This is a genomic window from Brevibacillus sp. HB2.2 (assembly GCF_013284275.1).
In the GTDB taxonomy this organism is placed as follows: domain Bacteria; phylum Bacillota; class Bacilli; order Brevibacillales; family Brevibacillaceae; genus Brevibacillus; species Brevibacillus brevis_D.
The window spans coordinates 1-17,043 of sequence record NZ_JABSUV010000033.1; the positions used below are offsets into that span (position 1 = coordinate 1).

The following is a 17,043-nucleotide window of genomic DNA, read 5'->3' on the forward strand; positions in this document are numbered from 1 at the left end:
GACTTTTCGAGGTCCTTGACGGGCAAATGGATCCAAAGCTCTTTTGTCATGGGAATTTCTCCTTCGCTTTTTGTTTGGATGATACTCATTCTTCTCCTTTAAAGCATAGCAGAATCATGCTCGAACGCTTCTTCTCGATTGCTATTTTTTGTTAAACCATTCATCCATATCATTTCCGATATTGACACTCGGAATTAGAAGCGATAAAGTATTGGATAAACTCGGTTTTATAAGCGCGAAAATTTTAAAAACAGTAACGAGGTGGACACATGGCAAACGATTTGATTCAAGCAATTACCCTGTTAAAACAAAAAGAATGGGTCGATCTTACGCACACATTCGGTCCGGAATCTCCGCACTTCCACGCCTTTGACGCCGCCGAATTCCAAACACTGTTCACGCATGACGACGGCTTCTTTGCCCAGCGCTTCTCTTTTCCTGGACAGTACGGTACGCACTTGGATGCACCCATTCACTTCGTGCGCAACAAGCGTTACTTGGACGAGATCGAACTAAAAGAACTCGTATTGCCGCTCGTCGTCATCGACAAATCAAAAGAAGCCGAAGCCAACAACGACTATTCGCTTTCCGTGGAAGACATTTTGCAATTTGAAACCGAGCATGGTCAAATCGAGAGCGGCTCCTTCGTAGCCTTGCGTACAGATTGGAGCAAGCGCTGGCCAGATGTGGAGGCCTTCAACAATAAGGATGCAGATGGAAACAATCACGCTCCTGGCTGGTCATTGGAGGCTTTACAATTTTTGTTCAAGGAAAGACAAATCAAAGCAGTCGGTCACGAAACCTTTGATACCGATGCGACGATCGATTACCGAAAAAACGGAGCGCTTCTGGGTGAGTATTTCGTCCTCGATCAAGACACCTATCAAGTAGAGCTGCTCAAAAATCTCGATAAGCTACCAGCAAAAGGCGCTGTCATAGTAAACATTACACCGAAGCCCGAAAAAGCCTCCGGGTTTCCGGTTCGTTCGTTTGCCATATTGCCTTAAATCAAAAGCCGAGGAAACGCCAGGTATCATCACCGATCACCTGTCTTTCACTCGGCTTTTCAGCTGAAAATGTCTACGTATCCAACGAGGATTTACGGATAACCGCCACACTGGACTCCCTTACAATCAGCCGGGGCTCGAACTGTACGCGTTCGTACGCTCCTGCCCCCTGCTCGCGAATCCGTTTCAGCAAAAGCTCCGTCGCCAGCCGTGCAACCTCTTCCCCCATGATCGAAACAGAACTGATCTGCGGAGTCGTTATCGTCGTCCACACATTGTTGTCAATTCCCACGACCGCGACATCTTCTGGCACGCGGACTCCGAGTTCCTTGAACCGATTCACGATCCCGATTGCCACCATGTCATTGACCGCATAGATAGCGTCCGGCATGTTTTTCAGGCTAAAAAAGTAATCGGCAGCACGAAGGCCCGTCTCAAACGAGAAGTCCTCACCAAAATACACCAGCGAAGGATCGACGTGCTGAAGTGACGCCTCATAGGCAAAATACCGCTCCTCGATCTTGTCCTTTGGCGCACCAGCGTAAGCGATTCGCGTACGGCCAATTTTGATCAGATGTTCCATGACGAGTCGCCCTTCTTGACGGGCCATGCTGACCACATCTGCTTTCACACTATCTTCAAGCTTTTTTCCATAGTTAATAATCGAAACGGGAACACTCGCTTTGTTAATCATCTGGACCAACGTCTTCGGATAGGCAAGCGGCATGATAATCAGCCCGTCTACATGCAGCTTTTTGACCTCACGCACAGTCTCAAGCTCCATTCGGGCATTTCCTGCTGTATTAATTTGTACGACACGGTAGCCATGCTGCTTGGCAGCTTGCTCAACTGACCAGGCGATATCCGGAATGATTGCATTGCGAATGTCAGGGACAGCCAGTGCAATTTGATAGGTTTGGCGTACCTTTAGACTTTGCGCGGAAGTGTTCGGAATAAAGCCCAGCTCATCAATCACTTCTAGAATCAACGCTTTCGTCTTCGGACTGATTCCCCCGCTGTCATTGATGGCCCTCGATACCGTTGCGATTCCTACACCAGCCTTCTTCGCCACGTCTTCTATTGTCACTTTATTTTTTGTATCCAACGCCGTGCTTTCCTTTCCATACCGGAATCGTTTTCTAAGTTTCCGATCTAAATTGTGTTTTCCTACCGCAATTATAGCATACACAAAAGTAACGGTAACGAGGCGTGAGCAAAACATAGCAGACTCTTGCCTAGGAAATCAAATTGACAAGTTGCTGAACTTATGACATATTATTTTTCGGAAACGTTTCCTATTTTACTTGCTGAATTTCATATAGAATCCAAATCGAACAAGGGAGATGGCAGATATGAAAGCATTACGTTGGCACGGTTTGAAGGACCTCCGTTTGGAAACCATTTCGGAACCGGTTGCGACCAAAGGTAAAGTGAAAATCAGAATCGAGTGGTGCGGGATTTGCGGAAGCGACTTGCATGAATACGTGGCTGGCCCGATCTTCATCCCACAGGGAGCTGAACATCCACTTACAGGTGAAAAAGCCCCGATCGTAATGGGGCATGAATTTTCCGGACAAGTAGTGGAAATCGGCGAAGGCGTAACCACTATCAAGGTTGGCGATCGCGTCGTCGTCGAGCCAGTTTTCGCTTGCGGAACATGCGCTGCGTGCAGACAAGGCAAATACAATCTTTGCGAAAAAATGGGCTTCCTCGGTCTCGCAGGCGGTGGTGGCGGCTTCTCGGAATACGTGGCTTGCGATGAGCACATGGTCCACAAAATCCCAGACAGTCTCTCCTATGAGCAAGGTGCTCTTGTGGAGCCATCTGCCGTAGCCCTTTATGCAGTCCGTTCAAGTCAGTTGAAAGCTGGTGACAAAGCTGTCGTATTCGGCGCCGGTCCTATCGGCTTGCTTGTCATCGAAGCACTGAAAGCAGCAGGTGCAGCTGAGATTTATGCAGTGGAGCTGTCCCCCGAACGTAAAAGCAAGGCCGCTGAGCTGGGAGCTATCGTCATCGATCCAAAAGAATACGACGTAGTCCAGGAAATTCACAACCGGACAAACGGCGGTGCAGATATTGCCTTTGAAGTCACAGGCGTGCCTCCTGTCCTCACGCAAGCCATCGAATCTACCAAAATCGCTGGACAAATCATGATCGTCAGCATCTTCGAAAGAGAAGCTTCAATCAAGCCAAATCACATCGTCATGAAAGAGCGCAACATGACAGGCATCATTGGCTACCGCGACGTATTCCCTGCCGTCATCAGCCTGATGGAAAAGGGCTTCTTCCCAGCAGACAAGCTGGTCACCCAGCGCATCAAGCTCGACGACATCATGGAGAATGGTTTTGAAGCTCTGCTGAAAGAGAAAAACCAGGTGAAAATCCTCGTTAGCCCGAGAGCATAATCGAAAACGATTCCATAAATATCGTGCTGTTTCCTTCCACATAAGGAAATACCCATTCCGCTACAAAAAAACGGAGAGAAAGCAGGGTTCATTCCTGTTTTCCGCTCCGTTTTTTCTTGTTACCCTCTTCGATTTGTAACCTTGCACTCAGCGAAGAGGAGGATTTGTCATTACGCTTCCTTTTCTTGCGTATGCTTCAAAATCGTTTCGATGACGACATCCCAATCCCCATACGGAAGCTCATGCCCTGTCCCTTCCAACGTGAGCAAGACTGCTCCCGGAATGGTATTCGCAAGATGTAATGCATGCGCGAAAGGAATGAGCAAGTCTTCAGTACCGTGAACCACGAGAGCTGGTACACCGATTTCCGCTGTCCGCAACAAATACGGTTCACTGGCCGTCACGAAGGCGTGGTTGTTTCTACTCGCATAATGGTTGCTTCTGGCGATATCGATTTTGGCCAATTCACGAACGCGCTGCTCGTCAAAAGGATGTTTGGAACTACTGAGAACTTTCCAACTCGCAACCGCCGCCTCTAACGCCTCCTTCTCATCCTCCCAGTTGATCTCCCCCATCTTGCTGAAAAACTCCATCAGCTTCTCATCGATTGGTGGTAGGCCAGGAGCAAAATTCGACGTTGCGTGCAATGTGATCGTGCGAACTCTTTCGGGATGTCGCAATGCAATCATTTGTGTCAACATTCCGCCCATCGACATACCAACGAAGTGTGCCTGCTGTACACCGAATGCATCCAGGACGTGAACAGCGTCATCCGCCATATCTTCAAACGTATAACCTGGTTGGCCAACCTCGTACGTCGTGGAGCGCCCGACATCCCGATTATCAAAACGAATAACAAAGCGTCCAGCGTCAGCTATTCGCTGACAAAATTCTTCCTCCCACCAAAGCATGGACATCTGGGCTCCCATAATCAGCAAAATCGCCGGATCTGTGGGCTTCCCAAAGCTTTCCGCGCATATTTCCACACCGTTTACTTTTAGGATCTGTTCTGCCATTGTAAGTTTTCCTCCTCAACGAAACTGTAATAAAAAAACACAGGCTAGGCTGCCTGTGCTTACGTCATCGAAAAAGAAAGATTAAACGGAAACCATGAACATCAGATACTAGCATCTGATTGTACAGGATGGGTTCCATTCTCTTCACAGATCATGCAAATAGAGGGGGCAGCACGCTTGCCTTGCTCACTCCCATTTGCCCATGATTCAATTGGGTTACCGTAGCGGCAAACCATTTTTCGATTCGTATGCACACAACATAGCCTTTTTACGCTATATCATCGATTGTGTTGTGCGAATAAAGTATCGAAAAATTAATTTGCCACACGTAACCCTCCGTTCTTGATAAGTTGTGCCCATCCTACCACATGCTTTTTCATCTGTCAACGATTGGCAGTTTCAACGGTTGTTCGTAGCTATCATTTTTCTTCTTTGACAGCGAAAAGCATCTTTCGCACCCGCTCATCCCGCAGCCACAATCCGCCCCACATTAAAATCGCGAGGTAGACAGCAAACAGTGTATGCGTAAAAAGAGGCGCATCGACACGGATCTGGGTCGCAATGACCCCACCGAAAAATCCAGTCAACAGAAGCGCACCCAAAACTGCTGTCCGGGGTATCGCATACAACACCGTTGATACAAGGGCGAGAATTCCAATCACACCAATGTGATGCTGCGCATAGCCAAGTACGAGGGTTCCCTCTACGACAGGAGCAGGCTGGATGAGTTTAAATACACCGTCAAAAAGCATAAAAACAATGACAAGTCCGCTCATAATCCGTGCAATCCACAGACGTGTTTTAGAAATTTGACTCCGCATGGGGGTCCCACCTTTCATTTTTTTCCTAAGCAGATCGTAGCACATTCAAAGCAGAGAGATTTCTTCTGAATTGCTCTTTTGGGGAAATGTTCACTCTGTAACCTATTTTTTCGGAGCAACAAAAAGAAGTGCCAGCCTGCGCGCCGACACTTCCTATTCCCGCTCTTATTGCAATTGTTGCACCTGATAGCCCTTGGCTTTCAAATGATCGATAACCATGCCTTTCATGGAGAAGTGGGCAGCACCGACCACGACAAAAGAAGTCGTTTCTCCTTTTTTCTCCAACACTTCTGCCAGTTTAATAGCCATGTTTTTGTCTCGCTCACCGAGCAGGCGCTGGTTCACTTCGCCTTCACCGAAATCGCCATTCGTCGTCATGATCTGGGTAAAGCCATTGAGATCGCCTTCTACCCATTCCGTCTGCATATCTTTTAAGAGCTTGGTGCCTTCCTCCAGCCCTTTTTCGGTCATCGCACTATCTAAAATAATGTTCAATTCTTTCTCCTGCTGCTCTGCCGGTACACCTGACAGCAAGTCCGCTTGCAGCTTAATACCTTCCAGCTCCTTGATCGGCTTCTCATCCAGCATCGCCTTCGTCAGGAAGTACCTGTCGATGCCAGTCAGCATCGCGAACTGAAGATCCGTTTCACCGTCTGCGTAGCCGAGCGTTGGCACAGACAACGCAATAGCAAATGGCTTGTAGGCATCAAAAGAATTGGCTGGCAGTTGCAGCTTTGCAAGCAATTTTTGCACCTTTTGGTACGTCTCAGCGGATACGTGATCCTTCAGTGTGGTGCCATCCGTGTATACCATCTTTTGTGTTAAATAGTCATTGTCACCGTTGATAATATCGGCTTCGACCCACAGTTCATCCGATTCTTCATACGCTTCCCGGATGTCTTTTTGCATCGGGTACATATCTGCGATCCCCATGTGGATCGAGCCGAGTAAGTACATAGTATTTTTGCCATTAGTCACTTTCCACATGAGACCTTCGGCACCGCTGCCCACCGTATCGAATGCGAACTCGACCAGTCGGCTCGCCATCACCGTCGCTTGTTCAAGCGTGCTTGGCTGGTTCAGCTCCAGACCTGCGCTTGTCCCTTTGACCAAGCCTTTTTTCTTCATATAGTCAATCGGGTTATCCCCGGTCATTTCGAATGCTGCTGGCAATTCGTAGTTCGCCAGGAGTTTGTACAGAGAAGTAATGACTGCTTCTCTCGTAATGACCTTATCAGTCGGAAAGGATAAGGAAGCGTTCTTTTTCTTCAATCCCAGAAGATCCAGCTTTTTCGCCGTTCCTTCCATCAACGAAATAAATTTGTCAGCAGGAATCGATTGCTGAAATGAACCGTCTTCATACCACGCCAGTGGAAAAATTCCGTATTTCTCCCCTTCGTTCAACGTGTTCACCGACCAAGGGCTGATTACGGGAGTTTGTCCGTGAACTGGAAGCACATACCCTAGCAAAAGCGCCAAACTGAGTGCACCTGTACCCGCCCAACGAGTCAGTTTGCTCCAGCGTTTGTTTAATTTCATGAAACTTTCTCCTCTCGATTCTAAGCTGAATGATTTTATGCCATTCCATCTTAGTGGTAGATTATACCACAATCTTCTGGAAGAGATAACCGAATGATAGAAAAGAATAGAAAACAGGGCCTTTTTCACTATACATAAAAAGCAGCCACTCTGATCGTCAGGATCATGTTCATCACCATAAAAAAACTCACCCTCCTATTTTACAGAAGGGTGAGTCCTTTTTCGAAATCGTTACTGAATGGATGCTTCTTCAATTTCTTTATACGCCCAATGACCAGGTGCGACATCCGGCCATCTTTGCGAACCAGCTTGGTTCTCTGGGACGCGATTCAGCACGCGATTGAGAATCGTTACGGCTTCGGCACGAGTCAGCGCTTTCTCTGGCTGGAAGGTGCCATCGGGGTAACCTGTCATGTAGCCTTTCGCAACAACCGCTGCAATGATTGGAGATGACCAGTGATCTCCCCTCACATCAAAGAAGGCAGTGCCCCCTCCTCCACCTTGCAAGGCCTTGTATTTATAGATGACCGCGGCTATTTCCGCCCGGGTAATGTTGGCCGATGGGCGGAATGTGCCATCGGTGTAGCCGCTCATCATACCCGCCGCACTTGCTTGATGAATCGGATTTACTGCCCAGTAGTTGTCAGCTACATCGAAGAACCTTCCCTTATTTACAGAAGACTGGCTCACCATTCCGGCATTCAGTAAAATGGCCGCCATCTCCGCACGTGTCACCGTGCGATCCGGTTGAAACGTTCCGTTTGGATAGCCGTTGATATAGCCACGTTGACTCTTACTTTTCTTATTGGTTGACGGGCGTTCCTCTTTTTTATCTGTGGAGCTGCCTCCAGTAAAAAAGCTGTTTGTCGGCGTGGTATAGGAACCTTTTTTACGGTCTCTGTCCCGATCCCGGTCTCTGTCCCGATGTTTGTCATCCTCTAGATCTCTCCATGCTTTCTTCAAATCGTACAGAGCATCGTCTACTTCCGACTGCGTGGCATGTGGATCGTCGATGACATCCCATGCTTGTTTGAGTGCATCTTCTAAATCACGCCAGCTTGATCTGGTGTAGTCATCTTTATCCAAGTCTTTGTCCTCGATCTCTTCGACTTTGGCTCTCAATTCTCTTTTATAGACCGCGTCATCCTGTCTCTTCAAATCTTGTCTTGCTTTGATCAGTTTCTCAAGGGCAACATCTACGACAATCTGGCTCGAATGTGGATCATCCAGCACAAAGTAAGCATTCCCTAGTCGATTCTGTAGCTCTTTCCAGCTGGTCCTCGTGTAATCTTTTTCTTGCAGCTTTTCTACTGCAATTTCCTCTACTTTCGTTTGCAGTTTACTCTTGTCAACTGTACCTTCCTGCTTCTTCAGCCCGTCTCTTGCTATGACTAACACGGACAAGGCACCATCGATTTCTGCTTGGGTGACGTTTGGCTTCGTCAGTACCGCTTTTGCAGCATCCAACGCATACACAAGCTTGCTCCAACTGTCTGGCGTATATTTTTCCTGGATTAAGTTCTCGGCGTTAATTTCATTGACTTTTCCTTGTAAATGACGAAGATCTACAGTGGCTTCTACTGCGGCAGGTGTTTCCTCTGCACTTGCTGCTTGGCTTACAGGCACGAATATGGATGCTTGGAAGATCAAGCAAAAGAGGCTAAAGAAAACCAGACTCGTTACGGCTCTGTGAAAACGTCCCAATTCCCATCCTCCGTTCTTTCCGATGACCTATCTGATCATCTTTTTTCCAACCATTTACATTGTATGATGGAGACCGATAAGAGGATTCATATTTTTAGAGGCCAAAAAACAAACAAAAAACCAAGTAGCCAATAGAGCAGCTACTTGGTTTTAATTTTTGATGCTACGCTGAAATAGGTTTTTCCGGGCGTTGCTTTGTTTTGCCGGAGAGCGAAAAATTCGTCCACATACGCAATAGTCGTTCCACTGGACCATAACGGAATCGTTTTAGATACAATGGGCTTAAGAAAAGCTGTGCCACATAAATCATGATCGCTAATCCACAACCAGCCAATATCCCGATCTTTCCGAACCATCCGAGTCCATATCCATAAAAGATCGTCGTACAAATAACGGTTTGCAAAAGGTAATTGGTTAAAGAGAGTTTCCCCACAGCCTCAAACCTTGGCAGCCAAGTTGATTCCGTGCCTCTGGAAAAGAACCAAACAAAGGCGAAAATGTAACCGATGGCAAGGATGCTTTCCCCCGTTATATCACCGACGCCACTCCACCAAGCTCCCGGCAGATACACATGTAGCGCTTTTAACAGAAGTCCCGCTGGCAAGAAGATCAGCATGTTTCGGAGATACGAGGTTCGTTCTTGCTCTGGCTTTTCGAACCACCTGCGCTTCGCAGCATACATCCCAAAAAGAAACATCGGTGCGCTCATAAGCGGCGCGATCAACAGCAAAACAAACATCATGTATTCTGGCAAATCAAGCGGATCTTCGTTGCTTCTGTGATGCACGATCTCCTCGTATGTTCCCGTGCCGTAGACGGTCATGGTTTTGACCACATAGGCTTCCATACGGGCAGAATCGGTAATACTCGCAGGATCATTCGGATCATTTGGAGCAAGCCCCATTAAACTGACGAGGCAGAGCAAGACAATCCCCCAAATGAGCAGAGTTTTCGGTTTCCGGTTCATGAACAGCAACAAAAAGAAGCCCATCATACCATAAAACCCCAAGATATCCCCTTCCCACAGGAAGTACGAATGAAGGAGACCAAGTCCGATCAGCATCAAAAACCTGCGGGTAAGGTAGCGTTTTTGTCTCAAGCCTTTGGCAGCCAGGCTTTGCTGCATTTTGATCATGCCAAAACCAAACATGAAGGCAAAAATCGGCATAAAGCTGCCTTCCACAAATATTTTCACAAGCTGATAAGCTGTCATTTCATAATCGGAGAGGGCGTACAACTCCATTTCTTGGCTTCCCCAAATCCCATACTGGAAAATCAGCATATTCGCCATCAAAATCCCTACTAAACTAAATCCCCGCAAGCCATCGATGATGCGAACGCGGTTCTGCTTTAGCTCCATGACAATCACCTCAAGTCTGATTGTAACGAGCTAAGCTTAATGGCTTCTAAATCACGCCTTACCGTTACCTTAATTTTACATTTATCGTAACTTGCGTATGATAGACGATCAGGAGAACTTCAACCGATCAAATATTTCGACGAATATTTTAGCGATGTTTCTGGCATCATCCATTCCACGATGATGCGTACCTTCGAGAGGGATATTCAACATCTGCAATGCCTTCCCCATCCCGACACCTCGCTCGGCTCCAATCATTTTGCCGTGTTGGTGCTTGATGCTGATATGGTGACGAATCCAGCTTGACGGCACATTGTGTAATTCACAATCCATTTTCAATTGCTTTTTATCGTAGAAGCCCCATGAACAAAGGTGATACTCACTGCCTATCCAGTTTTGAAAGTGGCTGATTGCTTCACCAAAGCTCGGTGCTTGATCCACCTCTTTTTGAGAAATGGATGTTAATTTTTTGCAAAAGTCTGAGAGAATAGGGTTTAGCTTTGGCTTGATAAAAGTTTGAAACTCACCGATTACGGCAAGGTGCTCATTCAGCTTTACCGCTCCAATTTCTATGATTTCATTTTGTTTCGTCCTGTCGTTTTCCCAGCACGTAGCTTCCAGGTCAAAGATGATGTAATTCATAGTCATTCCTCCCACATAAAACATCGCATCATAAACCTTGTATGGTCTCTCTGCAAGTATACCAATTTTTCCCTAAAAGCTACTACCGCCGGCAATTGCACCTTGTCCAACTTGAAGCAAGCCAATGCCTCCTGCCCCTCGTCTGCACCCAATATTGATCTCATCTGCACCCGATATTGATTTCTCTCTTCTATGATTTGGCTATCTTGCAAGAAGGAGATATTGAGAATGAAAATGGTACAACGATGGGTAAGTATTTTTTTATCAGTGGCGATACTATCAGCTCTCGTCGCCTGTAGTGCGCCCGACGACAAGGGGCAGACTCAGCTCGCTACGACACAGGCGCCTGCAGGTAGCTTTCAGGAATTGTTCGGCAGCAGCTTGTTCGTAGGCGACTCCATTATCGGAGGACTGACGAACGATGACCTACTACCTGAAGCGAACGTTATGGGGGGATTGGGCGGAACGGTCCAATCTACGCTGGACAACGTCGAAGAGATCACGAGCCGCAAGCCGTCCTATGTATTCCTGTCAATGGGACAGAACGATCTTGGGGAACCGCTAGAGGAAGCGGAGAAGACATTCGTACAGAAATACACGCGGCTGGTCGATCGTATAAGGGAACTCCTTCCGGCGACTCGCGTCTACATGCTGTCGATTACGCCGGTAGATACCGCATCGCCGTTCGGTTCGTCCATGAACCCACAGATTGAAACATTCAACGCAGCCTTGCAGAAGATGGCGAAGGAGAAGGGTATCGACTACATTGACCTTGCCCCCATTTTCCGGCAGCACAAGATTCAATACGATGAAGACGGCTCTCATTTCACGAACGCATTCTACCCAATCCTACTGGGCTATTTGAAGGAGCGGACCGATCTGGCCAATCAGTCGCGCGGTCCGGCGCTCATCGATACGAACGAAGCCTACAAAGCAGCGTTCAAGCACAGTGTTTTCCTGGGGGATTCCATCTTGGGGGCGTTGTCCTATCTGAACAAAGTGGATTCGGCGAATGTCATCGCCCCGAGCGGCGCGACGCTCTCTCTCGCCCTCATGAATGTCGAGAAACTCGCCAGCCGGACACCGGAGCATGTATTCATTTTGTTGGGCAGCAATGACATTACATTGTCGGACAAGCAGGAATTCATCGAGCGCTATCGCCAGCTGATCGACAGCATCCGAAACAAGCTGCCGAACGCCAAGCTCCACATTCTGTCCATCCCGCCAGTCGCCGAGGAAACCCTGAAGCAAGTGCCGCAGTATGCGAACATTACGGACTTCAACCAAGCGCTCGAACAGTTGGCCGATGAAGTCAAAGTCGATTACGTGGACTTGTCACCCTTATTCACCGCCAACAAAATCCAATACGCAGACAACGGCGTTCACTTCAAACCCCATTTCTATCCGCTGCTCCTTGACTTCTTGAAGGGAATTGTAAAGTAAGGAAATGGTCGTTTCGTTGGCAAGCGTCAAACAGCCCCCACCTTTTAACGAGGGTAGGGGCTGTGTATTTTAACATTTGACAAAGTAGTTCCTGTATCCTTCTGTATTGATTTCCAACGCATTTAGTTGTCCGCCAGAATAGCCACACCCGCCATCTATTCCTATTTTATCACCTTCTGTTGAATACCAAATTTGATTGGGTTCTGGATTCGATTTTATTCTAGAAGTTGGGGTGTGTCCAAATACCACAACTTTATCAATGCCTGTTGGACTTTCGATAAAATCCTCACCTATCCAGACAAAATCAGAAGGTGTTGTTTCTCGCCAATTCCTTGGAGAAACTCCTGCGTGTACAAAAATATGCCCTTCATCTTCAAAGTAATAAGGCAAATGATTGATAAAATCCATTTCTTCTTTACGCTCTACTTTGAGTGTTCTTTTAACAAGCTCTATATCGTTAAAAACTGAATCATCCACACCTTGAAGAAAACTATCTATTGCGTTCATACCACCCATTTGATGTAGAAAAAATAAATCAAAGGAAGGATTCCGAGAGTCTAAAAATTCAATCAAAGAATATTCATGATTCCCCATTAACGCAATTGCATCTTCTTCCTCCACCATTCTTTTTATCTCTGAAACAACTTTTAGGGATTCAGGTCCTCGACTTATATAATCTCCAATAAAAATAACTTGGTCCTGTATAGGCCTATAATTTACTTTTTGCAGTAGCTGCTTAAGTACATGAAAATATCCATGGATATCACCAATAATAAGTTTCCGTTTCATAGCGATCTCCTTCCTGCTTACTCTTATTATCCCATATTCAGATTCTTTTTCCGAAAACTAGCAACAATTTTGTCGATCATACGTACAACTCTTATAAGATACATCATTTAACAATGTAATCGAGGTGTTAACAAGCATGGAAGCATCAATCTCAATTGTCACCTACCGCCCTGAGCTAGCCGCAGCGGTCGCAGATATGTGGAATGCCAGCCGAGAAAGCTGGGGAGGCGGAAATTCGATTACGACAGCCGAACAAATCAGACAAGAAGAGGCAGCCTCTGACGCTATCACTGTCTATCTCGCAATGGAAGGTGAAACCGTCGTTGGTTATTGCAGCCTGGCCGAATATCGGGAAGATACCGGCGCCCTCTACATCCCGTTGCTCAATGTACGTCCCGACTATCACGGAAAAAAGGTCGGCCGGATGCTACTCTCATGTGCACTGAAAAAAACGATTGAGCTCGGCTGGCCGAGACTTGATCTGTATACGTGGGCAGGAAACACGAAGGCTGTTCCGTTGTATAAGAAGTTCGGCTTTTTCTGGGAAGACCGGGACGACGCCACCCATCTGATGAATATGATTCCTTCTGTGCTCCGTACCGAAGCAATCGCCCATTATTTTGAAGAGCTTGACTGGTATCAGGACTCCACGCGGGTGATCGTCGTAGAGCCGGATGGACGCAAGGAAAACGGCTTTGATTACTTCACCTACTCCTGGGCAAAAGGAGAACAGCGCTTGCGCGTAGAGTTTGAGCGGCGCGGTCGAGGCATGCGCCTCATCGAGACGGAAGATTATCTCGTGTCCGCCGAAGTGGAAAAGCTGGAGCTGGTCTTTGGACGGGAGTATCAGATTCACTACCGGATCATCAACAAATCAGGCAAGCCGTTACAGATTTCGTTAAACGGGCAACCGAGCGACACAATCCGCTTTGATTATCAGCACGAGCTGGCTGTGACAGGGGAAACTACGCTGTCTGCAACCTTTTTTGTCGATCCAATCACAGAAGAGCAAAGCATCTGGCGCACGCATCCGCGTGTCTGCACCCACCTGCTGATCAACGGCAAGACAGCGCTGTTTGAGGTAGGAATCCTTCCCAAGTTTCCTGCTACCCTTTCCTTGCATGTACCTGGCCTCTCCTATCCGGGACAGACAAAACTGTTTTATTTGGACGTGGAAAACAACTTTGCGGAAGAAGCGGAGTTTTCATTCAAGCTGCCCGCTTGCTCATTTTTCAGCTTACAAGAGCACCTTCACATACTGAAACTGTCCGGCAAAGAGCGCATTTCGCTTCCACTTAACGTTGACCTGTATGAACACGGCTTTTACGAAGCCAACGTACAGGTGGAGACAAAGCTCGCAGATGGCAGAGCGGTTTCTTTTGTCAAAAAAATCGGAGCTGCCTTTACCGGGCTAGGTGCGATGGTGTCGGGAGAAACGGAACAGGCTTGGCAAGTTCACCATGGCCGCCATTCGCTCTACTTGAACAAAGAAGATAATGAGATGACCGTTGTCGCCGGGACAGGTGGGGACCCAACCACTCTCTACTATCCCAAGCTCGGCAAACCGTTTTCCAGCGAGTTCTCGAAGAAACGTGCCGAGAAAGTTGCATTTATCGCTGAAAAGGGAGCGATCGGAATCCATGCGACGTATCACTCCAGTGCCTACCCGCAAATAGCGTTGGTTAGCAAAACACTCCTGTTCGGAGATGGCACCGTAGAACACGGATTGGAGATAGAAAACCACTCGGCTGACAAGCTGGCTGCTGAGCTTTGGCTTAACCAAGGCTTTCATCACAGTTTTCTTCGCCCCATTGTGCCGTACCAAGGCCGTTATGTTGAAACACCATCCTCCTATGGTAGCGATATGGATTATTGGGATGCTGAGTTAGTCAGTGAAAACTGGCTGTTTACACAAGATGAAACAGCCCCATGGGGAATGTGCTGGCCTCCTGAATACCGTTTTGACATTCAAGGCTGGTACGTCACACTGGAAACCAATCTCGGCATGCTTGCCCCACATGAAAAAAAATCGTTCGGCCCGATCCACTTCTCGCATGGGGGCTATGCCGACTGGAAAGAATTCCGCGCCTTTGCCCGTAAGGAATCTATGCCAGCAGACCTGATCTTGACCTCTCACCTGGAGTTGAGTGCCAATGGGCAGAATCCGTTTGTCACAAGCACGGACCTGGATGTACAGGTGAAAGAGTACAAGCAGCAGTACTTGGAAGGAGAACTGATGGCATCTCTTCTGAGTGAGTCAGCCTCCGGACAAACGCAGAGCTTTACAGAAGATGAGGAAGAGACGGAATCTGGCTTCTCCTTCAAGACGCCGGAAAAACCATATGACCTCGTGCAAGTAGAGGGACGTTTTGCTACGCATGTGTCTCATTTGCAGAGCGCCATTTTCCCAATCGGTCAAGGCAAGGTCATCCAGGAGCAAACAGTGGAAGAGGGACAGCAGGTCTATATCGCCGACAATGGACGATTGCGGATCAAAGCCGCTCCAGATTTTGCCTCCACACTCTACTCGCTCACAAGCAATGGGCAGGAGTGGCTGGACAGCGCCTTCCCTGAGCGGAAGCCGAAATCTTGGTGGAATCCATGGACAGGCGGAATCGGCAACTATATGGAGGAGTTAAGTGCGTTTTCATTGGTTAAGGAAGAGCGTACCGCTTCCTTTGTTGAGCTAATCGACAACAAGCAAAATGCGTGGCAGGGAATCAAGGTGAGCTACCATGTGAAAAAGCAGGAGAAGTATCGCGGGTTGACTTGCCACCAGTATTACTTGCTGCTGCCAGGAGTACCTGTCCTCTGTCATACCGTAGAGATCGAGCAGAATACCGGAACGTACTTTGCTGGCAAAGAATTGGCCACTGACATCTTTTTGCAGACAGGAACCGAGGACGAGGCGGTATGGCTGAAAACGGTCGGTACAAATGGCGAGGAGCTCAACTACACGCTGGCACAAGGTGAATTGGATGTCCTTGAAGTCTCTGATTATGTCCTAGGGCGAGCTAACAGCAAGGATCAGATGCATATCGTTACTGACCTCGAAACTGCGGACCTCCAAGTATACGCAAACAAAGAAGTGGCCGTAGCTTCTGTCATACGCGAACTGAATTTGCCAAACAACAGCACGACCTTTACTCCGCCTGTCTTTTTCCTGTTTGCCGACAACACGCTCCCATCCAATGCCTTATCTGACTTACGGGCGATTCGCTTTGCCAAATAAGGGAGGGCTTCACAATGAAAATCATTGATGCGCATATGCATTTATCCCATATCGAGGAATTCAAGCGGACGGCAGCTGAAAAATCGTTTGTCGATTACTCTGTCGCTGGTCTCTTGCAAGAATATGCCGAAAATGGCGTGGTTCTTGGGATAGGCATGGGCTTGACAGAGACTCAACCAGACGGATTTCCCGATATGGAAGCTCTCACTCCCATGGGACTAGACCTGACAGACGAGTTGCCGCCACAGTTCGTCTACTGTCTGGGAATCAATCCGTTCAAGCTGGATGAAGCAGCAGTGGCACGCTTGGAAGCTGATTTGCAAAAGCCCAATGTGGTCGGGTTGAAAATCTATTTGGGCTACTATCCCTTCTACGCCTATGATAGCGTCTACGATCCCGTCTATGCACTTGCTGCCAAATACCAGGTGCCTGTCGTCTTTCACACCGGCGATACGTACTCAGAGCGTGGGCTCTTAAAATACTCCCACCCGCTCACACTGGACGAGGTGGCGGTGAAGCATCGAGACGTCAATTTCATGATGGCCCATTTTGGCGATCCGTGGGTACTCGATGGGGCAGAAGTCGTTTATAAAAACCGCAATATGTTTGCAGATCTCTCCGGCTTAATGGTCGGTGACGCAGCCAATTGCAAGCGACTCGCGGAATCTCCTCTCTTCTTCTCCCATCTGCGCCACGCGATCACGTATTGTGATCATTACGACAAGTTTTTGTTCGGAACAGACTGGCCGTTAGCACCAGTGAAGTCGTATATCCAGTTTGTACAGGACCTGATCCCAGCGGAATATCACGAGGATGTGTTTTACAAGACAGCATTGAAGGTGTTTCCCAAAATCAAGCCGTTAGTTGAGTAGACGATACAAATCCTAAATCCCATGTCTCTTCCTCTCGAAGAAACATGGGATTTTTCATTTGTTCAAGAAAACTTCTTCTATTTACGACAAAAAACGACAGTTTCCGTATTATGATACATATATGCGAGTTTACTTATACATCGTCAGGTTCGGACAACCATGACCCAAAGCTTTCGAGAGTAAAGAGATAGCAAGGTTTCTACTAAATGGGGG

General features: G+C 47.6%; 13 protein-coding genes. 5 read left to right on the top strand and 8 right to left on the bottom strand.

The window, feature by feature from the left end:
* The first annotated feature begins 269 nt into the window (after nt 1-269).
* Entirely contained in the window at nt 270-1,007 is a 738-nt protein-coding gene (locus HP401_RS32510; protein ID WP_173606479.1) for a cyclase family protein, read from the top strand.
* A 73-nt stretch (nt 1,008-1,080) separates the two neighbouring features.
* Here the strand turns inward: HP401_RS32510 and HP401_RS32515 are convergent, their stop codons facing one another.
* Entirely contained in the window at nt 1,081-2,112 is a 1,032-nt protein-coding gene (locus HP401_RS32515) for a LacI family DNA-binding transcriptional regulator (protein WP_173606480.1), read from the bottom strand.
* A gap of 247 nt (nt 2,113-2,359) precedes the next feature.
* Here HP401_RS32515 and HP401_RS32520 point away from each other — a divergent pair, with 247 nt between their 5' ends.
* Nucleotides 2,360-3,412 carry a 2,3-butanediol dehydrogenase gene (locus tag HP401_RS32520; RefSeq protein WP_173606481.1) on the top strand — a complete coding sequence of 351 codons (1,053 nt, stop codon included), beginning with the start codon at nt 2,360-2,362 and terminating at the stop codon, nt 3,410-3,412.
* 170 nt (nt 3,413-3,582) lie between these two features.
* On the opposite strand, the gene mleBRB is transcribed toward HP401_RS32520, so the two are convergent.
* The 6 genes from mleBRB to HP401_RS32550 form a co-directional block, all read right to left on the bottom strand.
* A complete protein-coding gene (gene mleBRB, locus HP401_RS32525) occupies nt 3,583-4,428 on the bottom strand; it encodes a BRB family alpha/beta fold macrolide esterase (protein ID WP_173606482.1) in 846 nt (281 codons plus the stop codon).
* Nucleotides 4,429-4,847: 419 nt separating this feature from the next.
* Nucleotides 4,848-5,249 (bottom strand): DoxX family protein, encoded by a 402-nt coding sequence (locus HP401_RS32530; protein WP_173606483.1) that lies wholly within the window; start codon nt 5,247-5,249, stop codon nt 4,848-4,850.
* Nucleotides 5,250-5,414: 165 nt separating this feature from the next.
* Nucleotides 5,415-6,788 carry a TraB/GumN family protein gene (locus HP401_RS32535; RefSeq protein WP_173606484.1) on the bottom strand — a complete coding sequence of 458 codons (1,374 nt, stop codon included), beginning with the start codon at nt 6,786-6,788 and terminating at the stop codon, nt 5,415-5,417.
* A gap of 231 nt (nt 6,789-7,019) precedes the next feature.
* Nucleotides 7,020-8,492, bottom strand: coding sequence for an S-layer homology domain-containing protein (locus tag HP401_RS32540; RefSeq protein ID WP_173606485.1), 1,473 nt, complete (start codon nt 8,490-8,492; stop codon nt 7,020-7,022).
* 163 nt (nt 8,493-8,655) lie between these two features.
* Nucleotides 8,656-9,852, bottom strand: coding sequence for a DUF418 domain-containing protein (locus HP401_RS32545; RefSeq protein WP_173606486.1), 1,197 nt, complete (start codon nt 9,850-9,852; stop codon nt 8,656-8,658).
* Nucleotides 9,853-9,960: 108 nt separating this feature from the next.
* A complete protein-coding gene (locus HP401_RS32550) occupies nt 9,961-10,494 on the bottom strand; it encodes a 3'-5' exonuclease (protein ID WP_173606487.1) in 534 nt (177 codons plus the stop codon).
* A 228-nt stretch (nt 10,495-10,722) separates the two neighbouring features.
* Here HP401_RS32550 and HP401_RS32555 point away from each other — a divergent pair, with 228 nt between their 5' ends.
* On the top strand, nt 10,723-11,937 hold the full coding sequence (locus tag HP401_RS32555; RefSeq protein WP_173606488.1) for a GDSL-type esterase/lipase family protein: 1,215 nt from the start codon (nt 10,723-10,725) through the stop codon (nt 11,935-11,937).
* 69 nt (nt 11,938-12,006) lie between these two features.
* Here the strand turns inward: HP401_RS32555 and HP401_RS32560 are convergent, their stop codons facing one another.
* Nucleotides 12,007-12,726 carry a metallophosphoesterase family protein gene (locus HP401_RS32560; RefSeq protein ID WP_173606489.1) on the bottom strand — a complete coding sequence of 240 codons (720 nt, stop codon included), beginning with the start codon at nt 12,724-12,726 and terminating at the stop codon, nt 12,007-12,009.
* A gap of 136 nt (nt 12,727-12,862) precedes the next feature.
* On the opposite strand from HP401_RS32560, the gene HP401_RS35795 reads away from it, so the two are divergent.
* Both HP401_RS35795 and HP401_RS32570 read left to right on the top strand, forming a co-directional pair.
* The gene (locus tag HP401_RS35795) at nt 12,863-15,958 is read left to right on the top strand and encodes a GNAT family N-acetyltransferase (protein WP_173606490.1); all 3,096 of its coding nucleotides are present in this window, start codon (nt 12,863-12,865) and stop codon (nt 15,956-15,958) included.
* 14 nt (nt 15,959-15,972) lie between these two features.
* Complete coding sequence (locus HP401_RS32570; protein WP_173606491.1) at nt 15,973-16,830, top strand: amidohydrolase family protein; 858 nt, start codon at nt 15,973-15,975, stop codon at nt 16,828-16,830.
* The last annotated feature ends 213 nt before the right edge of the window (nt 16,831-17,043 follow it).